General features: G+C 75.4%; 17 protein-coding genes. 8 read left to right on the forward strand and 9 right to left on the reverse strand.

Annotation, left to right across the window (positions count from 1 at the left end; genetic code table 11):
• Nucleotides 1-79 precede the first annotated feature (79 nt).
• From ACGFZP_RS33245 to ACGFZP_RS33275, 7 genes are all read right to left on the reverse strand, one after another.
• A complete protein-coding gene (locus tag ACGFZP_RS33245) occupies nt 80-1174 on the reverse strand; it encodes an LLM class flavin-dependent oxidoreductase (protein WP_392940070.1) in 1095 nt (364 codons plus the stop codon).
• Nucleotides 1175-1239: 65 nt separating this feature from the next.
• The gene (locus tag ACGFZP_RS33250; RefSeq protein WP_392940072.1) at nt 1240-2289 is read right to left on the reverse strand and encodes an LLM class F420-dependent oxidoreductase; all 1050 of its coding nucleotides are present in this window, start codon (nt 2287-2289) and stop codon (nt 1240-1242) included.
• A 75-nt stretch (nt 2290-2364) separates the two neighbouring features.
• The gene (locus ACGFZP_RS33255) at nt 2365-3984 is read right to left on the reverse strand and encodes an ABC transporter substrate-binding protein (protein WP_392940074.1); all 1620 of its coding nucleotides are present in this window, start codon (nt 3982-3984) and stop codon (nt 2365-2367) included.
• Between the two features lie 56 nt (nt 3985-4040).
• Complete coding sequence (locus ACGFZP_RS33260; RefSeq protein ID WP_392940076.1) at nt 4041-4847, reverse strand: ABC transporter ATP-binding protein; 807 nt, start codon at nt 4845-4847, stop codon at nt 4041-4043.
• Nucleotides 4844-5626, reverse strand: a complete 783-nt coding sequence (locus ACGFZP_RS33265) for an ABC transporter ATP-binding protein (RefSeq protein ID WP_392940078.1) — start codon at nt 5624-5626, stop codon at nt 4844-4846. The genes ACGFZP_RS33260 and ACGFZP_RS33265 overlap by 4 nt, the downstream gene beginning before the upstream one ends.
• Nucleotides 5623-6492, reverse strand: a complete 870-nt coding sequence (locus tag ACGFZP_RS33270) for an ABC transporter permease (protein ID WP_392940080.1) — start codon at nt 6490-6492, stop codon at nt 5623-5625. Before ACGFZP_RS33270 ends, ACGFZP_RS33265 begins: the two co-directional genes overlap by 4 nt.
• Nucleotide 6493: 1 nt before the next feature.
• Nucleotides 6494-7438, reverse strand: coding sequence for an ABC transporter permease (locus tag ACGFZP_RS33275; protein ID WP_392940082.1), 945 nt, complete (start codon nt 7436-7438; stop codon nt 6494-6496).
• Nucleotides 7439-8137: 699 nt separating this feature from the next.
• Between ACGFZP_RS33275 and ACGFZP_RS33280 the strand changes: the two genes are divergently transcribed.
• The 7 genes from ACGFZP_RS33280 to ACGFZP_RS33310 all read left to right on the forward strand — a co-directional run bounded on the left by ACGFZP_RS33280 (nt 8138) and on the right by ACGFZP_RS33310 (nt 15906).
• Nucleotides 8138-9061, forward strand: a complete 924-nt coding sequence (locus tag ACGFZP_RS33280) for a LuxR C-terminal-related transcriptional regulator (protein WP_392940084.1) — start codon at nt 8138-8140, stop codon at nt 9059-9061.
• Between the two features lie 282 nt (nt 9062-9343).
• Nucleotides 9344-10111: a hypothetical protein gene (locus ACGFZP_RS33285; protein ID WP_392940086.1), complete on the forward strand. Its 768-nt coding sequence runs from the start codon at nt 9344-9346 to the stop codon at nt 10109-10111.
• Complete coding sequence (gene asnB, locus ACGFZP_RS33290; protein WP_392940088.1) at nt 10112-11947, forward strand: asparagine synthase (glutamine-hydrolyzing); 1836 nt, start codon at nt 10112-10114, stop codon at nt 11945-11947.
• Nucleotides 11944-12555, forward strand: coding sequence for a flavin reductase family protein (locus ACGFZP_RS33295; protein WP_392940089.1), 612 nt, complete (start codon nt 11944-11946; stop codon nt 12553-12555). The genes asnB and ACGFZP_RS33295 overlap by 4 nt, the downstream gene beginning before the upstream one ends.
• Nucleotides 12552-14069, forward strand: coding sequence for a 4-hydroxyphenylacetate 3-hydroxylase family protein (locus tag ACGFZP_RS33300; RefSeq protein WP_392940091.1), 1518 nt, complete (start codon nt 12552-12554; stop codon nt 14067-14069). Before ACGFZP_RS33295 ends, ACGFZP_RS33300 begins: the two co-directional genes overlap by 4 nt.
• A complete protein-coding gene (locus ACGFZP_RS33305) occupies nt 14066-14908 on the forward strand; it encodes a class I SAM-dependent methyltransferase (RefSeq protein WP_392940093.1) in 843 nt (280 codons plus the stop codon). Before ACGFZP_RS33300 ends, ACGFZP_RS33305 begins: the two co-directional genes overlap by 4 nt.
• A gap of 122 nt (nt 14909-15030) precedes the next feature.
• Nucleotides 15031-15906: a helix-turn-helix domain-containing protein gene (locus ACGFZP_RS33310; RefSeq protein WP_392940095.1), complete on the forward strand. Its 876-nt coding sequence runs from the start codon at nt 15031-15033 to the stop codon at nt 15904-15906.
• Nucleotides 15907-15941: 35 nt separating this feature from the next.
• On the opposite strand, the gene ACGFZP_RS33315 is transcribed toward ACGFZP_RS33310, so the two are convergent.
• Together ACGFZP_RS33315 and ACGFZP_RS33320 are read right to left on the reverse strand one after the other, a co-directional pair.
• The gene (locus tag ACGFZP_RS33315; protein ID WP_392940096.1) at nt 15942-17261 is read right to left on the reverse strand and encodes an MFS transporter; all 1320 of its coding nucleotides are present in this window, start codon (nt 17259-17261) and stop codon (nt 15942-15944) included.
• Nucleotides 17262-17443: 182 nt separating this feature from the next.
• The gene (locus ACGFZP_RS33320; RefSeq protein WP_392940097.1) at nt 17444-18898 is read right to left on the reverse strand and encodes a helix-turn-helix domain-containing protein; all 1455 of its coding nucleotides are present in this window, start codon (nt 18896-18898) and stop codon (nt 17444-17446) included.
• A gap of 335 nt (nt 18899-19233) precedes the next feature.
• Here ACGFZP_RS33320 and ACGFZP_RS33325 point away from each other — a divergent pair, with 335 nt between their 5' ends.
• Nucleotides 19234-22440, forward strand: a complete 3207-nt coding sequence (locus ACGFZP_RS33325; protein ID WP_392940098.1) for a M28 family peptidase — start codon at nt 19234-19236, stop codon at nt 22438-22440.
• The last annotated feature ends 9 nt before the right edge of the window (nt 22441-22449 follow it).

Raw genomic sequence — 22449 nt, forward strand, 5'->3', positions numbered from 1 at the left:
GGCGGTCGACGGCAGCGCGGTCGAGGAGCAGTGGAAGGGCGCTCAACGGCCACTCCCGTGCGGCCGGCCCGGCGCCGGCTCACCAGCCGCGGGCGGCGGCGAGGGTGCCGCGGCCGGTGCGCAGCCGGGTGACCAGGGCCCGGCGCAGCTCGCGGTCGTGGTCGGTCTCCACCGGGAGGTCGAGCTGCACGATGTCCACCCCCGCCGAGCGCAGCAGCCCGATCCGGGAGGCCACGGTGGCGGGCGAGCCGGCGTAGGCGGCGGTGAGCGAGCGGCGGATGTACGCGGCGACCTGGTCCGCCCCGTGGCGCGGGTCCGAGCGGCCGCGCTCGCGGTCCCGGTCGAGCTGGACGGCCTCCGCCCAGCGGCCGCCGCCGGGGCCCGAGGTGAGCCGCAGGGCGTCGTGCCGCAGCCGGCGGACGCGTTCGCGGGCCTCCTCGTCGGTGTCGGCGAGGACGACGGTGACGTGCCGCCAGATCCGCAGGGTGCGGCCGTGGGCCGCGGCGGCGGCCCGGACCTCGGCGATCCGGCGGCGGGTGTCGGGCAGCGGCAGCGGTCCGACGGCGTACACCTCGGCGTAGCGGGCGGCGAGGTCGAGGCCCTGCGGGGAGGAGCCGCCGAAGGAGAGCAGTTCGCCGCCGGGGCGCGGGCGCAGGCCGGGGCGGGCGGCGTGCACGGTGTAGAACTCGCCCTTGTGGTCGATGTCCTGGCCGGTGGCCAGGTAGCGGGTGAAGACCTCCAGGTACTCGTCGGCCCGGCGGTAGCGCTCCTCCTTGTCGAGCCGGTCGCCGTCGCGGGCGGTGTCGAGGTCGCTGGAGCCGACGATGACGTGGGCCGCCGCCCGCCCGCCGGAGAGCCGGTCCAGGGTGGCGAGCGAGCGGGCGGCGACGGTGGGCGCGGTGGTGCCGACCCGGTGGGCGACGGCGATCCGCAGCCGGCTGGTGGCGGCCAGGGCCCAGCCGGCCACCAGCCACGGGTCGGGCCAGGAGCTGGACTGCACCACGAGGGCGCTGTCCAGTCCGTCCTCCTCGTTCTCCCGCGCGGTGCGGGCCACGTGGGCGGGGTCGGCGGTGCGGTCCCGCAGGTCGGGGGCCCAGCGCAGCGCCTGGCGTTCCTGCGGGGTGCGGCCCGGCACGGCGGCGGCGCGGACCCCGCCGCGGATCTCGAGTTCCATGGGTGCCTCGCAAGGTGACGTGGAGGGTCGGTGGCGACCACCCGGCGTGATCCGAAAGAGAGGACCTAGAGTGCGGCCGGGCCGAGCCGGGCCAGGGTGTCGAGCAGCCGGGAGCGGCTGACGAAGACCTCGGGCGGCAGGGAGATGTACAGCTGGATGGTGGTGACGCCGGGCCGGTGGTAGGCGAGGATCCGCTCGCGGCACTCCTCGGGGGAGCCGCTGACGAACAGTCCGTCGACCACCTCGTCCGGCAGGGCCTTCTGGGCGCCCTCCGGATCGCCGGCCGCCCAGCGCTGGTGGGTCTCGGCGAGCAGGTCGCCGTGGCCCAGCCATTCGTGGAACTTCCGGTACGGCTCGCGGTTCAGGATCCAGGCGAGGAAGGGCCGGCTGGCCCGGTGCGCGTAGTCGGTGTCCTCGGTCGGGCAGACGAACACCTTGACCACCAGTTCCTTGCCGGGCGGCTGCGGGCCCACGGCGTCCAGGATCTTCGGCACGTCCTGCGGGAACAGCAGGTTGGTGATGGCACCGTCGCCCTCGGTGAAGCCGAGCCGCAGCATGTTGGGGCGCAGGGCGCCGAGGATGACCTTGACCGGGTCGGCGGGCGGGTGCGGCAGCCGGTAGCCGCTGATCGAGAAGGTGTCGAAGTCGCCGGAGACGTGTTCGCCGCGCAGCGCCCGGGTGACGAAGCGCAGCACGTCCCTGGTGCGCTTGAACGGCTCGTCGAACGGGATCCCGTTGATGTCGGTGACGTGCGCCGGCACCGAGGCTCCGATGCCCAGCAGCAGCCTTCCGGGGGCGAGTTGGGCCAGCGTCGCGGCGGTCTGGGCGAGCACGGCCGGGCCGCGGGTGTGCACCGGGACGATGCCGGTGCCGATCCGCAGGCTCGGCGACCAGGCGGCGGTGGCGGCGAGCGGGGTGAAGGCGTCGGTGCCGCCGCCCTCGGCGCTCCAGACGTCGGTGTAGCCGAGGTCGGGGAGCCGTTCGACGAGGAACCGGTGCCGGTCGATGGTCAGGCCCGGCAGCGGGAGGGTGACGCCCCACTTCGGCGGTTCGGCGGGCGGCGCGGTCGCCGCGACGGCCTGGGTGCGGTGGTGCGGCTGGTGCGGGGCGGTCATGGGAATGGCCGTCCTTCCTGTGGTGCCTTGGGTGCGGTGCGTGCGCCGCCCGGTCGGGGCCGGGTGGCGGGCGGGCTACCTGCCGACCCGGACGGTGGTCAGGTCGAGGAACCAGGACTGCGGCTGGACCAGGCCCTGGACCTTGGGCGACAGGGCCCGCGGGTTGCGGTCGTTGACCACGAAGAGCCAGGGCGCGTCCTGGCTGACCAGGGAGAGCGCCTTGCGGTAGCCCGCCTGCCGGCCGGCCTGGTCGGCCGATGCGGCGGAGGAGGCGAGCAGCTCGTCCACCTGCGGGTTGGCGTAGTGGCCGGTCCAGAACGGGCTCTTGGAGCCGATGAACAGCGGCAGCAGCGCCTCGGACTGGAACAGCGTGGTGGACTGGGCGATGGCGTCCGAGCCGAGCGCGACCTGGCCCTTGGCCTCGGCGCCGATCAGGGTCGTCCAGTCGGTGGTGCGCAGCTCGACCTTGATGCCGACGGCGGCGAGGTCGCGCTGGAGGGCCTCGGCGATCGGCACCGGCAGCAGGTTGCCGGAGCCGCCGGTCGGCACCGTGACGGAGGTGGCGAAGCCGTTCGGGAGGCCGGCCTCGGCGAGCAGCTGCCTGGCCTTGGCCGGGTCGTAGGAGTAGAGGTCGCCGGCCGGGTCGTAGGCGGCGGTGGCCCGCGGCGCGGCCTGGTAGGCGGGGTCGGCGGTGCCGTGCAGCAGCTTCTCGGCGATGGCCTTGCGGTCGATCGCGAAGTTGGCGGCCCGGCGGACCTGCGGGTTGTTCCAGGGCGCCTTGGCGGTGTCCAGGATCCAGTACCAGAGGTGGTCGTAGCTGTTGCTCGCGATCCGGACGCCGTCGGCCTTGAGGCTGTCGATGTCGTCGGGGTTGGGGTACTCGATCCAGTTGACCCCGCCGGAGCGCAGCGCGGCGGTGCGGGCCGCGGCGTCCGGGAGCGCCTTGATCACCAGCTTGTCGAGCTTGGGGGCGCCCCGCCAGTAGGTCTTGTTGGCGACCAGGTCGATCTCCTGGCCGTCGGTCTGCGAGGCGAAGGCGAACGGCCCGGTGCCGACCGGGTGCTGGGAGAAGTCGGCGGAGCCGGTCCGGCGCACCGCGGTGGGGCTGGCGATCAGGACGTGGGCGAGGTCCTCGGGGAAGTGGCCGTTGGGCTCCTTGGTGACCAGTTCGACGTGGTCCTCGTCGGTCTTGCGGTACGAGGTGATGCCGCCCGCGTACTCCTTGGCGGCGGCGCCGAGCGCGTCGGTGTACTCGGGGCTGTTCCGGTCCAGGTAGCGGGCCAGGTTGAAGAGCACGGCGTCGGCGTCGAACGGGGTGCCGTCCTGGAAGGTGACGCCCTTGCGGAGGGTGAAGGTCCACGTCCTGGCGTCGGCGGCGACCTCCCAGGAGGTGGCGAGGGCGCCGGTGACCACCGGCGGCCGGTCGGTGTCCTTGAGGAGTTCGTAGCGGGTGAGGCCCTCGTAGATCTGGAAGCCGACCAGGCGCTTGCCCTCGAAGCCGGCGCCGCCGATCACGGTGTCGGGGTTGGGCAGCCTGCCGGTGGCACCGATCACCAGGGTGCCGCCGCGCTCGTCGCCGCCCGCGCCCGCGGCGCCGCTGCCGTCGGTGCCGGAGGCGCAGCCGGCGGCCGTGAGCAGGACGGCGGCGGCCGACAGCGCGGCGGCTCTGGAGCGGATGCGGGCGTTGTGCCTCATGGGGTCCTCGTTCGTCTGGAGAGCTGGAGAGTGCAGGTGAGAAGGGTGCGGGTGGTTCAGGTGCCCGGGGTGCGGCCGGTGGCGGCTTCGAGCAGCGCCCGGGTGTACGGGTGGGCGGGGGCGTCCCAGAGCTCGGCGGCCGGGCCCTCCTCCAGCACCCGGCCGTGCCGCAGGACCAGCACCCGGTGGGCCAGGTGCCGGACCACGGCGAGGTCGTGGGAGATGAACAGGTAGGCCAGGCCGGTGCGTTGCTGGAGTTCGGTGAGCAGGTCGAGCAGCCGGGCCTGGACGCTGCGGTCCAGCGCGGAGGTCGGTTCGTCGCAGACCACCAGGTCGGGGCCGGTGGCCAGGGCCCGCGCCACGGCGACCCGCTGGAGCTGCCCGCCGGACAGCTCGCGGGGGTAGCGGTCCGCCAGGCCCGGGGCGAGGCCGACCTGTTCGAAGAGGCGGGCGACGGCCGCCGGCCGGTCGCGGCGGAGGGTGCCGTGCAGGCGCAGCGCGAAGGCGACCGCCTCGCCGGCCCGCAGACCGGGGTTGAGCGAGCCGCGCGGGTGCTGCGGCACGAACTGGAGCCGGCCGCGGACGGCGCGGTCGGCGCGTCCGCGCAGCCGGGACGGGTCGCGGCCGGCGAAGCGCACGGTGCCCGCGTCGGGGGTCAGCAGGCCGAGGGCGAGCCGGGCCAGGGTGGACTTGCCGGAGCCGGACTCGCCGACCAGGCCGACGGTCTCGCCCGGTGCGACGGTCAGGCTGACGCCGTCCAGGGCGGTCCGGTCGCGGTAGCGCTTGACCGCGCCGTCGACGGTGAGCAGCGCGGGCTGTTCCCCGAGGGTCGACGGATCGCCCGTCAGCGGCGTGCCCGTCATCGGCGTGCTCCCGGTTCGGCGGCGACCAGGGCCGCGGTGAAGGCGTGGTCCGGGTCGGCGAGGACCCGCTCGGCCGGGCCGTGCTCGACGACCCGCCCGGCCCGCATCACCGCGACCGTCCCGCCGACCCGCCGGGCGGCCGCGAGGTCGTGGGTGACCAGCAGCAGCGCGATGCCGCAGTCGGCGCGCAGGGTGGCGAAGAGGTCCAGGATGCGGCCTCGGACCAGGGCGTCCAGGGCGGTGGTCGGCTCGTCGGCGATCAGCAGCCCGGGCCCGCAGCAGACCGCGAGGGCGATCGCGGCCCGCTGGCGCAGCCCGCCGGAGAGCTCGTGCGGGTAGGCGCGGGCGATCCGCTCCGGGTCGGGGATGCCGGCGGTGGCGAGCAGCTTCGGCACGGCCTCGCGAGCCGACCGGCGACCGTCGGCGACCCGGTGGCGGCGCAGCACCTCGGCGAGCTGGGGGCCGATCCGGCGCAGCGGGTCGAGCGAGGCCGTCGGGTCCTGCGGCACGTACCCGATCCGGCGGCCGCGGATCGCGGACCGCTCCCGTTCGCCGAGGGCCCCCAGGTCGGCGCCCTCCAGCCGGACCGCGCCGGTGACCAGGGCGCCCCGGCCGGGCAGGCCGAGCAGGGTGCGGGCGACGGTGGTCTTGCCGCTGCCGGACTCGCCGAGCAGTACCAGCGCGCCGCCCGCGCCGAGGGTGAGCGACACCCCGTCCACCGCCCGCACCCCGCCGGGGTACTCGACGGTGAGGTCCTCGACCTCCAGCAGTGCGCTCATCGGACGGCCTCCGGGAGGTGGGCGGCCTCCGGGAGGCGGGCGGCCGCCGGAAGGTGGGCGGCGCCGTCCCCGATGCGGGTGCGCAGGGCCTCGCCGAGGGTGTTGAAGACGACCGAGACCAGCAGGATGGCGAGGCCGGGCAGGACGGCCACCCAGGGGTGGGTGAGGAGGGCGGGCCGCAGCTCGTCGAGCATGGCGCCCCACTCGGCGGTGGGCGGGGCGACGCCGAGGCCGAGGAAGGAGAGGCCGGCGGCGTACACGATGGAGAGCCCGACCAGCGAGGAGGCGTACACCAGCACCACGGGCGCCACCACCGGCAGGACCTGGCGCAGGACGAGCGCGCCCCAGCTGGCGCCGCTCACCCGGGCGGCCTCCAGGTACTCGGCGGTGCGGATCCGCCGCGTCTCGGTGAACGCCACCCGGGCGACCGCCGGGGTGAGCACCACCGACAGCGCGAGGACGGTCGCGCCGAGGCCGGGCCGCAACAGGGTGGCGACGGCGATCGCCAGCAGTACCCCGGGGAAGGCGTAGAGCACGTCCAGCGAGCGCAGCAGGGCCTGTTCGGTGAACCGGCTGCCGAGGCCGGCCGCGATGCCGAGCAGGGCTCCGGCGACGGCGGCGACGGCCACCGGGACGAGCCCGCCGGTGAGCGAGGCCCGGGCGGCCCAGATCAGCCGGCTCAGCAGGTCGCGGCCCTGGCCGTCGGTGCCGAGCAGGTGGCCGGGGGTGCCAGGGTCGAGCAGCCGGTCCTGGAGGCGGCCGGCCGCCGGGTCGTCGGGGGCGAGCAGCGGCGCGGCGGCGGCGACCAGCACCAGCAGGACGGCCAGGGCGGCGGGGACGAGCACGCCCGCTCTTCTCGACGGCATGTCAGCTCCTCACCCGGGGGTCGATCGCCGCGTGCGCCGCGTCGACCAGGATGTTGACGCCGACGAACGCCACCGCGACCACCAGCACCCCGCCCTGGACCAGCGGCAGGTCGCGGGCGGTCAGCCCGTCGTAGAGCAGCCGGCCGATGCCGGGCCAGGCGAAAAGGGTCTCCACGAAGACCACCCCCTCCAGCAGGTAGGCGAGTTGCAGGCCGCCGATGGTCAGCAGCGCGGGCGAGGCGTTGTGCACGCAGTGCCGCAGCACGGCGGCCCGGCCCAGGCCGCGGGCGCGCAGGCCGTCGGCGAGGTCGCCGGCGAGCACCGAGCCGAGCGCGGCCCGGAACACCCGGGCGGTGAGGCCGAGCGGGACGAGCGCGGCGGCGAGGGCGGGGAGCACCAGGTGCCGGACCAGGTCGGCCGGGCCGCCGGAGCCGAACACGTCGTGGGTGCCGCCGGCCGGCAGCCAGCGCAGCTGGACCGAGAACACGGCGATCAGCAGCAGCGCCACCGAGTACTGCGGTGCGGAGACCGCCAGGGTGGACAGCGCGCCGGAGAGCCGTCCGCCGGGTCCGTGCGGGCGCAGTGCGCCGAGCGCGCCGAGGGCCGTGCCGCCGAGCAGGACCAGCAGGAAGGCGGCGGCGGTCAGGGTCAGGGTCTGGCCGAGGGCGGGGAGCAGCAGTGCGGAGACCGGGCGCTGGTTGGAGACGGAGGTGCCGAGGTCGCCGGTGAGGGCGTGCCCCAGCCACTCGGCGTACCGGACGGGCAGCGCCCGGTCCAGGCCGAGCCGTTCGGTGAGCTCCCGGCGGGCCTCGGGCGGGGCGCCGGGGCCGAGGAAGGCCGAGACCGGGTCGCCGGGGACGAGGGCGACGGTCGCGTAGACCACGGCGGTGACGCCGAGCAGGGTGGGCACGGCCAGCAGCAGGCGGCGGCGCAGGAAGCCGGTCACCCGCCGGCCCTCCGGGTCGGGGCGCCGGACGGGCCGGCGGCGGGCCGGTGGGGCGGGGCGGGCATGGGGCGGGGTGTCCTTCCGGGGTGGGCGGTTCGGGTCGCGCGGCGGGGTGGACAGCGGGATGGGCAGCGGGGCGGACAGCGGGCCGGGCCGGGTCCGCGGTGGCTTCCGGCCTGGTCCTGCGGAGGCCTCGGGCGGCCCGGCGAGGAGCGTCCGCACAGGGCGGTCCACGGCTCCGGTCGATGTGAGGAGGGTTGCGGAGGTGTGGACCGGACAGCCAGTCAGGAGTTCATGCTGTTACCGCTGATCACAGGATCGGCGGTGGGCGGTGAGGTGCTGCCCCGGCCGCTGGGGCCCGGTCCTGTCCTTGACCTGCAAGAGCGGCCGGAACTAGGGTTCCCACATGGTTTATCGGCGGACCGACTTCACCCTGGTCGGGATCGGCGGCTCGTGGCACCGCAGGTGCTTCGACGAGCTGTGTCCACTGCGCGACGCGCGCTGACCCTGCCGAGACCACACCCGCGGCCGGTCGGCGCCCTCCTCCTCACCCCGGGATCCGTCCCGCGCGCCCCGTCGGGCGCCGCCCCGGATCCCCGCCGTAGCGCCGTGCCCACCGGGCCGGCCCGCCATTTCCGAGGGGACCGCATCCGCGATGCCGCACCACACCGACCTGCCCTCCGTACCCGGAGGCCCGCGATGGCAGCACTGAGCAAGTTCTCCGCGCCGGCCGGCCACCGGGGCCGCCGCCACCCCGTCCGCCGACCGCAGCGCGGCGCCGCCCTCGGCGCCCCGGACCAGTCCGCGGCCGCGGGCGCCCCGGTCGACTCGCTGCACGCCGAGATCGACAACCCGCTCGACCTGATCGCCGGCCACCAGCTGCTGGCCGAACCGGCGCCGCCCGCCCGGACGGTCGGCGGCTGCGCCTGCGGCCACCCGATGTGCGCGGCCGAGAACCGCCACCACCCCACCGCCACCCGGGTGTTCCTGGTCGAACGGCACCCGGTGGCCAGTGCCGGACTGCGCAGCGTGCTGGCCACCGTGCCGGGCCTGAGCGTGGTCGGGTCCACCGGGGACCCGGTGCGCGCGGTGGCCGCCGTGCACCGGGTCAGACCCGATGTGATCCTGCTCGGCCGGGGGGCCTGCCTCGGCGACGACCTGGCCGCCGTGGTCGCGCTGCGCGGGCCGGACGGCGCACCCGGCGCCCGGGTCCTGCTGCTGCGCCGGGCCGAGTCCACCGCCGAGGCCAGCCGGATCCTGCTGGCCGGGGCCAGCGGCTGCTTCCCGCTCGACCTCGCCGAGGAGCGGATCATCGGCGCGGTCCAACTCGCCGCGGCCGGCGGGTCGGTGTTCCTGCCGGCGCCACCGGCCGCCCGCACCCACCAAGCCGTTCCGCCGCCGCATGCCGCCGAACCACCGCCCCAGCAGGCCGGGTTGACCGAGCGGGAGCGCGAGGTGCTCGCCAAGCTCGGGCTCGGCTTGAGCAATGCCGAGATCGGGCGCGAACTCGCCCTGGCCGAGGCCACCGTGAAGAAGCACCTGACCCAGGCCATGCGCAAGACCGGCCAGTCCGACCGGCTGCGCGCCGCGCTCTACGCCCACCGGCACGGTCTGGCGGGCTGACCGCCCGATCCGGGCGCGCCCCGACGAACCGCCCCGACGAACCGCCCCGAGGGCGGGTCCCGCCTCGTGCGGGGCCCGCCCTCACCCGTGTGCGGGCGCGGGCAGGCGGAGGCGGCCGGGCGGGGGCGGCCGGGCGGGGCGACCTTCGGAGCATCCGGACGGCGACCATCGGCGCCCCGGCCGGCTCCGTTCGGGGCTACTGGCGCCCTCACCCCGATCCGTAGCGTGGCGGCAGACGACAAGCGGTCCGAGCTGCACGTGAAGCCGAAGGGAGACGGCCCGATGGGTGATGTGTCCGACGGAACCGGTGATCCGAACGGGCCGGAGGCCGGGGGGCTGACGGCCGTGCTGGCCGAAGCGGGCGCCGGCGCCCGCCCCCGGCCCGAGACCCGGTCCCCGTACCGGGCGATGCCGGACGCCGACCGGTCCGCGCTGTGGCGCCGGCGGCTGCACGAGGCCGAGGCGGGCCTCACCCGCTACCTGGTATCGCGGGGTGACGAACTGCACCTGACCGACTGGTTCGCCCTCCAGTCGGAGATCTTCGCCGACCTGCCGGGCCCGGGCGCCCCCGCCGCCGAGTGGCAGCGGGTGTTCTTCCGCGGCCAGGCGCTGATGGAGCGGTTCCTGGTGGCCCGGTACGGCGAGGAGGTGCTGGCGGCCTGGGCGCGCTCCAACGCCGAGGTGCACCGGGAGGTCGAGCCGGACTACGGCCGGGGCGCCGCCGACCCGATCCACCGGATCGCCCGGCAGGCCGAACTGTACGGATCCGACTACGAGTTCGACGACGACCCGGCGCCCTCCGCCGAACGGGCCGCACTGACCATCACGCACTGCGCGATCTGGGACTACCGCGAGCAGGCCCGCCGCTCCGGGGTCCGGATCACGCTCGCCTCGCCGTGCACCTACTGCACCGAGGCGCTCTCCGCCAACATCCGGGCCAAGGGCCACCGCCCCTCCCACCGCCTGCACAACGGCCCCACCGGCCACGGCTGCCGCTGGGAGGCCTGCGCACCCGAGGCCGCCACCACCGACGAGTCCCGGGAGTCCTGAATGTGCGGAGTCACCGGTTGGATCGACTGGCACACCGACCTGCGCCACCAGGAGCGCGTGCTGCGGGAGATGACCGCCACCCTGCTCTGCCGCGGCCCCGACGCCGACGGCGTCTGGCTGTCCCGGCACGCCGCGATCGGCCACCGCCGGCTGTCCGTGATCGACCTGGACGGCGGCGCCCAGCCGCTGCCCGACCACCCGGCCGGGCCGCCCGGCACGGTCCTCGGCTACAACGGCGAACTGTACAACCACCGTGAGCTGCGGGCCGAGTTGGAGGCCCTGGGCCACGCCTTCCGGACCCGCTCCGACACCGAGGTGGTGCTCCGCGCCCACCTCCAGTGGGGCCGGGACGCGCCGACCAGGTTCAACGGCATCTTCGCGTACGCCCTCTGGGACGACCGGCACGAGGAGCTGCTCCTGGTCCGCGACCACCTGGGCGTCAAACCGCTGTACTGGCACGCCCACCCGGGCGGGGTGCTGTTCGGCTCCGAGCCGAAGGCAGTGCTCGCCAACCCGCTGTTCCGGGCCGAGCTGGACGCCGAGGGCATCGCCGAACTGTTCGCCCTGCCGGCCGCGCCGAGCGCCGGGCACGGACTGTTCCGCGGCCTGCACGAGGTCCGCCCCGGCCACCTGGTCACCGTCACCCGCGGTGCCACCCGCGAACTGCGGTACTGGCGGCTGGAGTCGGCCGAGCACCCGGACGACGGGGCGACCACCCGCGACACCGTCCGCGCCCTGCTCGCCGACGCCGTGGAACGCCAGCTGATCAGCGACGTCCCGCTCTGCACCCTGCTCTCCGGCGGCGTGGACTCCAGCGCCGTCACCGCGCTGGCCGCCGCCGCCCGCGAACGGGCCGGCCAGGGCAAGATCTCCAGCTTCTCGGTGGACTTCCCCGGCAGCGCCGACCGCACCCCCGACGCCTGGCGCACCACCCTCGACGCCCCCTACGTCCAGGCCGCCGCCGACCACATCGGCACCCTGCACACCTCCGTGCTGGTGCCCGACGACGACCTGCTGGACGCCCGGGACGCCGTGCTGCGCGCCCGCGACCGGCCCGGCTGGGGCGAGATGGACGCCTCGTTGCACCTGCTCTTCCGCGAGGTGCGGCGGCGCTCCACGGTGGCGCTCTCCGGCGAGGCCGCCGACGAGATCTTCGGCGGCTACCCGTACTTCCACGACCCGGCGGCACTCGCCGCGCCGACCTTCCCCTGGCTGCACGGCCGGACCACCCCGGCGGCGCTGCTGCGCCCCGAGGTGGCGGCCGAGGTCCGCCCCGAGGAGTACACGGCCGCCGCGTACCACCGCTCGATCGCCGAGGTGCCGCGGCTGGCCGGGGAGCCGGCCGAACAGGCCCGGATCCGCGAGGTGTTCCACCTGGCGCTGACCCGCTGGCTGCCCCCGCTGCTGGACCGGGTGGACCGGGTGTCGATGTCGGTGGGCCTGGAGGTGCGGGTGCCGTTCTGCGACCACCGCCTGGTGGAGTACCTGTGGAACGTCCCGTGGGCGCTGAAGGCACCGCAGGGGCGCTCCAAGGGCCTGCTGCGCGACGCCGTCCGGGACCTGCTGCCCCCGCAGGTGGCCGACCGGCCGAAGAGCGGCTACCCGTCCACCCCGGCCGTCCGCTACACCGAGGTGCTGACGGAGCGGGCCCGGGAGTTGCTGGCCGACCCGAACGCGCCGGTGTTCGACCTGGTGGACCGGGAGGCCGTCCGCGGTCTGCTGGCCGCGGGCCGGCCGCTGCCCGGGCCGCGGACCGCGCCGAACCCGGTCGGCGGGCTGGACCACCTCGTCCAGGTCGACGAGTGGCTGCGGGCGTACCGGGTGGGGCTGCGATGAGCGCCCCCGCCCGGAGCCCGCAGGCCTCCGCGCCTGCCGCGCCGTCGCCCACCGGCCTGCCGCCCACCGCCGGCGCCGCCGAGGCCGCCTTCCGGGCCGCCGCCCGCGGCTGGAGCACCGGGGTCGCGGTCGTCACCACCCGGGCCGGGGACGAGGTGTTCGCCAAGACGGTGTCCTCGTTCTGCACCCTCTCCCTCGACCCGCTGCTGGTCACCGTCGCGGTCAGCCGGCACAGCCCGCTGGCGGCCGCGGTGCGCGGCTCCGGACGGTTCGCCGTCTCCGTCCTGACGAGCCGTCAGATCGCGGTCGCCCGGCGCTTCGCCGCGCCCGGCGCCGGCCGCGCACTCGGTGTGTTCACCGCCGTGCCGATGCGGCCCGTGACCACCGGCGCCCCCGTCCTGGAGGACGCCCTGGCCTGGTTCGACTGCCGGCTGCACGGCCTGCTGCCCGGTGGCGACCACACCATCCTGGTCGGCCGGGTCGCCGCCGCCGGCTCCGACATCGAAACCGACAGCGGCTCCGACGCCGAAGACCCGCTGCTCTACCACGACGGCCAGTACCGGCTGCTGGCCCCCGCCCCCCTCACCTCGACAGGAGTCGGCACATGACCCTGCTGGAAACGGACCGCGGCCCGGGCACCCCCGGCGCCGCCCGCGGCCTGCTCACCGGCGACCGGTACCGGGCCGAACTCGACGACGGCCGCGAGCTGTACCTCGACGGCCGGCGGATCGACAACCCGGCCGAGCACCCCGCCTTCCGCCCGGCCGCCGACGAACTCGCCCGGCTGATCGACCTCCAGCACGACCCCGAGCACCACGAACTGCTCACCTGGAAGGACCCGGAGAGCGGTCTGCGGCTCGCCCGCGCCTACCAGCCGCCGCGCACCCTGGAGGACCTCCGGCTGCAGCGCCGCAGCGCCGAGTTCTGGCACGCCGAGGCACTCGGCCAGCAGGGCCGCTCCCCCGCCTTCATGGCCTCGATCGCCGTCGGCGTCTACGACTTCCGCCACCGGCTGGCGTCCGCCGACCCGCGCTTCGGCGCCAACGCCGAGGCCTGGTACCGGCACTGCGCCACCAACGACCTGGTGCTCTCGCACGCCCTCGGCGATCCGCAGATCGACCGCTCCGCCGATCCGGTGGACGACCCGGACCTCGCCCTGCGGGTCCTGGAGGAGAACGAGCGCGGCATCGTGGTGCGCGGCGCCAAGCAGCTCACCACGCTCGCCCCGCTCGCCCACGAGGTGCTGGTCTACCTGTCGGCCTCGTTCACCCAGCGCCGCGGCGAGCAGTTCGTGGTCTGGTTCGCCCTGCCGCTGAACACCCCCGGCCTGGTCACGCTCGCCCGCGAGCCGCTCGGCAGCGCCCCCTGGGGCCACGCCCACCCGCTCGGCGCGCGCTTCGACGAGCAGGACGCGATGCTCTTCTTCGACGACGTGCTCGTCCCCTGGGACCGCGTGTTCCTGCTCCGCGACGGCGAGTTGGCACGCACCGGCCTCGGCCGGATCAACGCCTGGAGCGCGTACGTCGGCCACATCCGCTACCGCGAGCGGCTGCGCACCCTGCTGGCCACCGCCACCCTGGTCGCCGAGTCGATCGGCGTGGACGGCTTCCGCAACATCCAGGAGGACCTGGGCCGGCTCGCCGGGTACGCCGAGCTCACCGAGTACTTCCTCGACGCCGCCGAGGCCCGCGGCAGCGTCACCGACGGCGGCCTGTTCGCCCCCGGCGACACCGCCGCCTCCCGCGTCTGGTCCGCCGAGGTGGCCGGCAGCGCGGTCGAGATCGTCCGCCGGATCGGCGCCTCCGGCCTGCTGATCCAGCCCACCGCCGGCGACCTCGCCAACCCCCGGCTGCGCCCGCACCTCGACCGCTACATGCGCGGGCGCGGCATCGACGCCGAGCGCAAGTCCCGGCTGTTCCGGCTCGCCTGGGAGCTCACCGGGGACGGCTTCGGCCAGCGCCAGGACCTCTACGAGTACGTGCACCGCGGCGACCTCGCCCGCAACCGGATCAACCTCTACCGGCGGTACGACCAGAGCGCCGCCCGACAGCGGCTGCTGGACCTCGTCGACCGACCCGCCGCCGACCACCCCACCACCACCCCTTCGGAGGCCCGACCGTGACCGCGTCCGCCGTCGAGATCCAGGCCCGCACCCTCGCCGGGTACGCCGACGCCAGCCGGCTGCGCCAGGTCCAGGACCGCGACTGGGTCCTCGACCAGCTCACCACCGCCCCGCAGACCCTGATCGACCTCGGCAGCGGCATCGGCCAGCTGCTCCAGGCCGCGCTGGAGCGCTTCCCCGAACTGCGGCTCGCCGTCGGCCTGGAGCGCTCCGAGCACCGGCTGGCCGAGGCCGCCGAGCGGCTGCGGCCGTACGGCGCGCGGGTCGCCCTGCACCAGGCCGACCTCACCGCGCCCGAGCCGCTGCCGCACCGGGCCGAGGTGATCACCCAGACCTCGGTACTGCACTGGCTCCACCCGGACGAGGAGCGGATCTTCGCCTGGGCCGCCGCCCACCTCGCCCCCGGCGGCCGGTTCCTGCTCACCACCTACCACCCGGCCCGGGACGCGCACGGCCTCGGCGGCGAGGACGAACTGGTCCGCGACGCCCTGGTCGCCCTCGGCACCCCGCAGGACGCCGTCCCCGGCGTGTTCGAGCGCGGCGGGGTGCTGCCGATCGCCGTCCGCACCCGGACCGTCGACGACCTGGCCCGGGTGCTGGGCCCGCACCTCGCCGTCGACGGGCACCTGGAGCGCGACGCCGTGGTCACCGTCGAGAGCGCCGAGCAGTACGAGCACTTCCACGCCGCCACCTTCGGCGACTACTACAGCCGGCTCGTCCCGGCCGAGCGGCGGGCCGCGTTCTTCCGCGCCGTCGGCGAGAGCGCCTGGCGCCGGCAGCGCGAGCGCGGGCACGTCAGCCACATGCCGGTCCGGCTCTGGCAGCTGACGCCCCGCTGACCGCGCGCCATTGTTAACACTGTGTGATGCCCGCCGGTTGGGACCTCTCCAGGGCCCCACCACCGGCGGGCACCGCCTACTCTGGAACAGCCCGCACCGCCCTCCCGCCGAGGAGCACCACCGTGTCAACTCCCGCCGCCGGACAGGAACTCGGCGCCTTCCTGCGCGCCCACCGGGAACTCCTCAAGCCCGGCGACGTCGGCCTCACCGCCACCGCCCGGCGCCGCACCCCCGGCCTGCGCCGCGAGGAGGTCGCCTCGCTCTCCGGCGTCGGCCTGGCCTGGTACACCTGGCTGGAGCAGGGCCGGGTCACCGCCTCCCGGCAGGTCCTGGAGGCCGTCGCCCGGGCCCTGCGGCTGGACGCGGCCGGGCTGCGGCACGCCATGCGGCTCGCCGGGTACCACGAGCCGTCGCCGGCCGGCGGGGAGCAGGGCCCCGGCCGGCTGGCCGAGGCCGTCCAGCCCGTCCTGGACTCCTGGCCGACCAGCCCGGCCGTGCTGCTCGACCGGTACTTCGACCTGCTGGGCTGGAACCCCGCCTGGGCGGCGCTCTGGGGCGCGCCCGAGGCCGTCCCCGCCGACCGGCGCAACCTGATGTGGCTGATGGCCGCCGACAACCGGCTGCGCGCCGTGCTGCACGACTGGGAACCGCTCGCGATGAACGTCTTCCAGCACTTCCGCGCGCAGGCCGGGCCCGCCCTCGGCGACTCCCGCACCGGCGAGGTCTACCGCCGCCTGGACGCCGACGCGCCGGAGCTCCGCCACTGGTGGGGCTGCCACTCGGTGGCGGAGCTGACCGCCCGGACCGTCACCGTCGAACCGGCCGGGATCGGCCCGGTCCGGCTCGCGCTGTCCTCGTTCCACCCGGTCGACGACCCGTCGGCGCTGGTGCTGCTGTTCACCCCGGCGGGCGCCGCCGACCGGGCCCGGATGACCGACCTGGTGGAGCACCCGCTGCGCGCCGTCGCCGGCCCGGCGGAGGACCGCCGGGCCGGCTGAAGCCTCGCCGGCTCCGTCAGGCGCTCTCGAGCACGTCAGGCCGCGGCCCGGCGCAGGCGGAGGTTGACCGCCAGGCCGCCGAGCGCGGCGAGCAGCGCCAGCCCCCCGCCGACCAGCAGGGTGCCGTCCGCCACGTCGTCGAACGCGCCCACCGCCCAGGCGCCCAGGCCGGTGCCCGCGTACATCGTCGAGGTCAGCCAGGCGCTGGAGGTCGCGCGCAGTTCCGGGGCGAGGGTGCCGGCCAGCGTCTGCTGGTCCGTCACGAAGCTTCCGGAGGCCAGGAACCAGACCACCACCCCCGCCAGTGCGACCACCAGGACCGGGCCCTGCGCGAAGACCGCGATGCCGACCGCCAGCAGCACGCCCCAGAGCGGCAGCAGCGGCAGGTCGCTGCGCCCGGCCGCCCGCGCGCGGTCGCCGAGCCGGCCGCCCAGCAGCGAGCCCGCCACGCTGCCGGCGCCGACCAGCACGCCCACCAGGCCGAGCGCCTCCACCGACAGGTCGAAGCGCTGGACCAGCACCGCGCCGAGGAAGGTGTACCCGCCCAGGTTCGCCGCGTGGAAGACGGTGTTCACCAGCAGGGCCCGGCGCAGCGCCGGATCGCCCCAGCCCGCCAGGACCGCCCGGACCGCCCCCACCTGCGGGCCGGCCGGCGCGGTGCGCCCCTTCACCTGGCGCAGCAGCAGCGGGACGGCCGCCGCGGTGCCGACGGCCAGCGCCCAGAACGCCGAGCGCCAGCCGGCCAGCCCGGCCAGGAAGCCGCCCAGCGGCACGCCGATCACCTGGCCGGAGGAGAACAGCGCCATGCCCAGGCCGAGGGCCCGGCCGCGGACCGCGTCCGGCGCGGTCTCCGCGATGTGCGCCCAGATCGCCGGCCCGGCCGCGGCCGCCGCCAGTCCGGCCACCGCACGGGAGAGCACCAGCAGGGTCAGCCCGGTGGAGAGCGCGGCGGCCGCGTTCGACGCCACGAACAGCAGGGTGCCGGCGAGCAGGGTGCGGCGCCGCCCGAAGCGGTCGCTCAGCAGGCCGAGGAAGGGCGCGGAGACGGCGTACACCAGGACGTAGGCGGTGACGCTGGCCGCGGCGGCCGACTCGCTCGTGCGGATCGACTCGGCGATGGTCGGGAGCAGCGGCGACACCAGGAAGGTCTCGGTGCCGAACAGGAACAGCAGCACGAACACCCCGGCGTAGCGCCACCGGTCGAAGCCCGGGGCGGGGCCGGCTACGGGGTCGGCTGCCGACGGCTCCTCGGCCACCGGCACCTCGGCCACCGTGGGCCCGGTGCTCGTCGGCCCGGTCCTCGTCCGCCCGGTCCTCGTCCGCTCGGGCAGGGGCGGGTCGGAGATGCTGCTCACAGCGATCACCACCTTGTCGTTCGGGCGCGGCCGCGCCCTCGGACGACGGGCGGATGGCGGCCGCGGCGGGTGGCAGGGCGTCCGATGCCGCCATCGTCGGGTCGGCCGGGGCGGCCAGCCAGACAGGCGATCATCCTGTGACCCCTGCTCACAGGCTCCACCGCCAGGCTCTGCAGGTGAGCTCAGCGGGTGAGCTCGGCCAGTCGGCGGGTGGTGGCGGTGACGCCCGGGTGCCGGGTCGGGTGGGCGGCCAACCGGCCCCGCAGGCCGCGCAGTTCATGCCGGACCAGGGCGGGGAGCGCTGCTTCGTCGGCGTCGGTCCCGGCGTCGGCCAGGAGCGGGTCGAGGAGCTCGACGGCGGCCTGCGGGTCGTGGGCGCAGAGATGGCAGTCGGCGATGCGGATGGTGAACAGCAGCCTGGAGCTCGGGAGCTGATTCGGCGCCAGGAGTCGCAACGCCGTGTACGCGGCCTCGGCGGCGCGCAGCGCGAGCCTGGGGTCGCCGACCGTCGCGGCGGCGTCCCGCAGGGCGGCGGCGGCGCCGGCCTCGACCCGCAGGCGCATCGAGGCGATGGAGAGCCAGGGCGCGTCGAACTCGTCCCCCGCGCCGATGTGGTCGAGGTGCAACCGGGCGCGGCCGATGTGCCGGACGGTCTCGCGGACGTCGCCGGCCAGGCCGTGCGCGCGGGCCTGGGAGACCTGCGCCATCGCGCCCGCCCAGTGCCGGCCGGGGGCTGCGCGGCCGATCTCGCGGGCGTAGCCGAGGGCCGAGGCGGCGTCGCCCTCCAGCCGGGCGAGGGTGCTCATGTCGCTGAGCGCGGCGACCTGGGTGCCCGGGTCGTCGGCCAGTTCGGACCAGGTGAGCGCCCGGTCGAAGCAGGCCATCGCGGTGGCGTTGCGGCCGGTCTGCATGCGCAGGCCCCCGGCGGCGTGGGCGTACTCGGCGGCGAGCCGGGCGAGCGGGCGGCGGGCGCGGGCGTCCGCGGTCAGCGCGAGCCGCCGCAGGATGGCCCGCAGGGTGTGCTCGACGGTGGGCAGGCCCGGGCGCAGGCTCTCCTCGCCGGCCCGCAGGTGGACGGCGAGGAGTCCGGTGAGGGCGTGCGCGGTGTCGGCGTCCAGGGGCGGCGGGCCGGCCGGGCGGGCGGCGCAGAAGGCGGCGTGCAGGGCGGCGATGTCGGCGGGCGAGGGGACGGCGCACCCGGCGGCGCCGTGCAGGGGGCAGAGCAGCCCGTAGTCGGGGAGGCGGGCGGGCAGCAGGGCGGCGAGCGGTGGCAGCGGCGCGAGGCCCTCGTCGGGGGCGGGGCCGCCGGGGAGCGGCGGGCGGGCGAGTCCGGTGGGGGCGGGCGGGCGGCCGTCCTCGTCCTGCTCCTCGGCCCGGCGGCAGGCGGTGAGCAGGTCGCCGTCGGCCGCGAGCAGTTCGTCGAACCGGGCGGCCAGCCGCGGGCCGGCCCGGCGGGTGCCGTGCTCGAACCTGCTGATGGCGGTGTGGTCGTAGCCGACGGCGGCGCCGAGCTGGGCCTGGGTGTAACCGGCGCGGCGGCGCCAGTGGCGCAGCCGGATGCCGAAGGTGCGCCAGGCGTCGGCGGAGGCGGGCCCGGGCGGGGCGTCGGTGGGCGCGTCGGCGCGGTTGCGGTGCACGGGCAACCCTCCCCGATCCCCTCGGTCTCCCCCCGTCGGCGGGCCTTCGGGTGGGCCGCCGCTGTCTGGACGGTACTCGACGCGGACCCGGTCCGTACATGAGGTGGTCTCAACCAATTTTCGGACCGGCCGCTCGCCGGAGCGCCGGGTTTGACAGAACTTGCCGAAGCCGCCGCCGCCAAGACCAAGGCGTTGACCGGGGCATGACGGCGTGTGAGGGTTCCGGCACCCGAGCGCGGACACACCCCCCGCACGGCCGTCCGCCGGGCGGCCCCGTAGAGAGCGCCACAAGCGCGACGTCCGCGGTCGAGGACCCCCACCTCCGAGGAGCCTCGATGCAACGCAAGATAACCAAGGGCAGATTGCTGACGGCCGGAACGACCCTGACCGTCCTGGCCGGTCTGCTCGCCACCACCACCGGCGGGGCGGCCACCGCCGCGCCACTCCCGTCACCGGCCCCGCCGAGCGCACTGGCCGCCGCCGTCTCCGCCGCCGACCAGGCGACCGCCGCCGGTCTGGACGCCCTCGCCAAGGGCCCGGACGAGAGCTACGAGCGGCAGGCGGTGACCCCGTGGATCGACGGGATCTACTCGGTCGCCTACGAGCGCAGCTACCGCGGCCTGCCGGTGGTCGGCGGCGACGCCGTCGTGCTGGCCGACGGCCAGGGCCGGATCCGCGGCCTCCAGTCCGCCTCCACCGGACCGATCGGCGTCTCCACCAAGGCCACCGTCAGCGCCGCCCAGGCCGAGAAGACCTCCCGCGCCAAGCTGGCCGCCGTCTCCGGCGTCGACAGCCGCCGCCTGGTGGTCCGGGTCAAGGACGGCACCAGCCGGCTCGCCTGGGAGACGGTGCTGACCGGCCGCACCGACAGCGCGCCCAGCCGGCTGCACGTCTTCGTGGACGCCCGCACCGGCGAGGTCGTCGACAGTTACGACGACGTCCAGGCCGGCACCGCCAACAGCAAGTGGAACGGCCCCGCCCCGGTCACCATCAGCACCACGGCCTCCGGCGGCTCCTACTCGCTGCGCGACCCCAACCGGCCCGGGCTCACCTGTGCCGACTACAGCAGCGGCCAGGTGTTCTCCAAGTCCTCCGACTCCTGGGGCACCGGCAACCCGACCAGCAAGGAGACCGGCTGCGCCGACGTGATGTTCGCGGCGCAGAAGGAATGGGACATGCTCCGCGACTGGCTGGGCCGCAACGGGCACAACGGCAACGGCGGCAGCTGGCCGGTCAAGGTCGGTCTGAACGACGTCAACGCCTACTGGGACGGCACGTCCGTCTCGATCGGCCACAACAACGCCAACGAGTGGATCGCCTCGATCGACGTCGTCGGCCACGAGTTCGGCCACGGCATCGACCAGTACACGCCGGGCGGCGCCAACAACGAGAACGGCCTCGGCGAGGGCACCGGCGACATCTTCGGCGCGCTCACCGAGGCGTACGCCAACGAGCCGGCCCCGTACGACAACCCCGACTACCTCGTCGGCGAGATGATCAACCTGGTCGGCAGCGGGCCGATCCGCAACATGTACAACCCCTCGCTGGTGAGCAACAACCCCAACTGCTACTCCTCCTCGATCCCGAGCACCGAGGTGCACGCCGCGGCGGGCCCGCTGAACCACTGGTTCTACCTGCTCGCCGAGGGCTCCACCCCGGGCGGCGGCAAGCCCTCCAGCCCGACCTGCAACAACTCCACGGTCACCGGCGTGGGCATCAAGGACGCCGGGCGGATCTTCTACGGCGGCATGCTGCTGAAGACCAGCGGCATGACCTACAAGAAGTACCGGGTCACCACCCTGACCGCCGCCAAGAGCATCGACACCAGCTGCACCGCCTTCAACCGCACCAAGGCGGCCTGGGACGCGATCAGCGTGCCCGCGCAGAGCGGTGAGCCCACCTGCACGCCGCAGGGCGGCAACGACTTCTCACTGTCCCTCCTCCCGGGCTCCGGCTCGGTCCAGCCCGGCGCCTCGACCACCGCGACGGTCAACACCGCCGTGGTGTCCGGTTCCACCCAGACCGTCAACCTGAGCGCCTCCGGCGCGCCGAGCGGTGCCACCGTCACCTTCAACCCGTCCTCGGTGCAGGCCGGTTCGTCCTCGACGCTGACGGTGTCGACCTCCGCCACGACGGCCCCCGGCACGTACCCGATCACCGTCACCGCCGCCGGCACGATCACCCACACCGCGCAGTACACGCTGACGGTGAACGGCGGCACCCCGGGCGGCACCCCGCCCGACATCGACGTGGCCAAGGTGCAGGCGCACCTGACCCAGCTGAACACCATCGCCTCGCAGAACGGCGGCAACCGCCGGGCCGGCAGCGCCGGGCACTCGCAGTCCGTCGCGTACATCAAGGCCAAGCTGCAGGCGGCCGGCTACACCGTCTCCGAGCAGACCTGCACCTCCTGCACCTACTCCTCCAACAACCTGGTCGCCGACTGGCCGGGCGGCCCCGCCGACCAGGTCACGATGTTCGGCGCCCACCTGGACAGCGTCGCCGCCGGTCCCGGCATCAACGACAACGGCTCCGGTTCGGCCGTCCTGCTGGAGACCGCCCTGGTGCTGGCGCAGCAGAACCCCAACCTGACCCGGCACGTCCGGTTCGCCTGGTGGACCGGTGAGGAGCAGGGCCTCCAGGGCTCCCAGTACTACGTCGGCCAGCTGGGCTCCACGCAGCGCTCCGCCATCAAGGCCTACTACAACTTCGACATGGTCGGCTCGCCCAACGCCGGCTACTTCATTAACAACATCAACTCCGCCGCCGCCGCGCCGATGAAGGCGTACTGGGACTCGCTGAGCCTGCAGCCGGAGGAGAACGTGGAGGGCCAGGGCCGCTCCGACGACTACTCCTTCCAGCAGGGCGGCATCCCCACCTCCGGGTACGCGGCGGGCGCCAGCGACACCAAGTCCTCGACGCAGGCCGCGAAGTGGGGCGGTACGGCCAACCGGGCGTACGACTCCTGCTACCACCAGTCCTGCGACACCACGGCCAACATCAGCAGCATCGCGCTGGACCGCAGCGCCGACGGCGTCGCGTACACCCTGTGGAAGACCTCGGTCGGCGGCGGTACCACGCCGACCGACGACTACGCCCTCGCGGTGAGCCCCGCGACCGGCAACGCCCTCCCGGGCGGCACCACCACCGCGACGGTCAACACCTCCGTCGTCTCGGGCAGCTCGAAGACGGTAAACCTCACCGCCTCCGGTGCGCCGAGCGGCACCACCGTCTCCTTCAACCCGTCCTCGGTGCAGGCCGGTTCGTCCTCGACGCTGACGGTGTCGGTCGGCTCCTCGACCACCCCCGGCACGTACACCATCACGGTGACCGGTACCGGAAGCGCCACCCACAGCACCTCCTACACGCTGGTCGTCGGCACCGACCCCGGCAACCCGGGCGGCACCTGGGCGGCCGGGACGGTCTACAAGGCGGGTGACACCGTCACCTACAACGGGGTGAGCTACCGCTGCATCCAGGGCCACCAGGCCCAGGTCGGCTGGGAGCCGCCGATCGTCCCCGCCCTCTGGCAGCGCCTCTGACCCGTCTGA

Source organism: Kitasatospora sp. NPDC048239 (assembly GCF_043202015.1).
In the GTDB taxonomy this organism is placed as follows: Bacteria; Actinomycetota; Actinomycetes; order Streptomycetales; family Streptomycetaceae; genus Kitasatospora.

Coding starts and splice junctions, on each gene's coding strand:
- ACGFZP_RS33245 (WP_392940070.1), bottom strand. CDS start 1,174: ATGGAACTCGAGATCCGCGGCGGGGTCCGCGCCGCCGCCGTGCCGGGC.
- ACGFZP_RS33250 (WP_392940072.1), bottom strand. CDS start 2,289: ATGACCGCCCCGCACCAGCCGCACCACCGCACCCAGGCCGTCGCGGCG.
- ACGFZP_RS33255 (WP_392940074.1), bottom strand. CDS start 3,984: ATGAGGCACAACGCCCGCATCCGCTCCAGAGCCGCCGCGCTGTCGGCC.
- ACGFZP_RS33260 (WP_392940076.1), bottom strand. CDS start 4,847: ATGACGGGCACGCCGCTGACGGGCGATCCGTCGACCCTCGGGGAACAG.
- ACGFZP_RS33265 (WP_392940078.1), bottom strand. CDS start 5,626: ATGAGCGCACTGCTGGAGGTCGAGGACCTCACCGTCGAGTACCCCGGC.
- ACGFZP_RS33270 (WP_392940080.1), bottom strand. CDS start 6,492: ATGCCGTCGAGAAGAGCGGGCGTGCTCGTCCCCGCCGCCCTGGCCGTC.
- ACGFZP_RS33280 (WP_392940084.1), top strand. CDS start 8,138: ATGGCAGCACTGAGCAAGTTCTCCGCGCCGGCCGGCCACCGGGGCCGC.
- ACGFZP_RS33285 (WP_392940086.1), top strand. CDS start 9,344: ATGGGTGATGTGTCCGACGGAACCGGTGATCCGAACGGGCCGGAGGCC.
- asnB (WP_392940088.1), top strand. CDS start 10,112: ATGTGCGGAGTCACCGGTTGGATCGACTGGCACACCGACCTGCGCCAC.
- ACGFZP_RS33295 (WP_392940089.1), top strand. CDS start 11,944: ATGAGCGCCCCCGCCCGGAGCCCGCAGGCCTCCGCGCCTGCCGCGCCG.
- ACGFZP_RS33300 (WP_392940091.1), top strand. CDS start 12,552: ATGACCCTGCTGGAAACGGACCGCGGCCCGGGCACCCCCGGCGCCGCC.
- ACGFZP_RS33325 (WP_392940098.1), top strand. CDS start 19,234: ATGCAACGCAAGATAACCAAGGGCAGATTGCTGACGGCCGGAACGACC.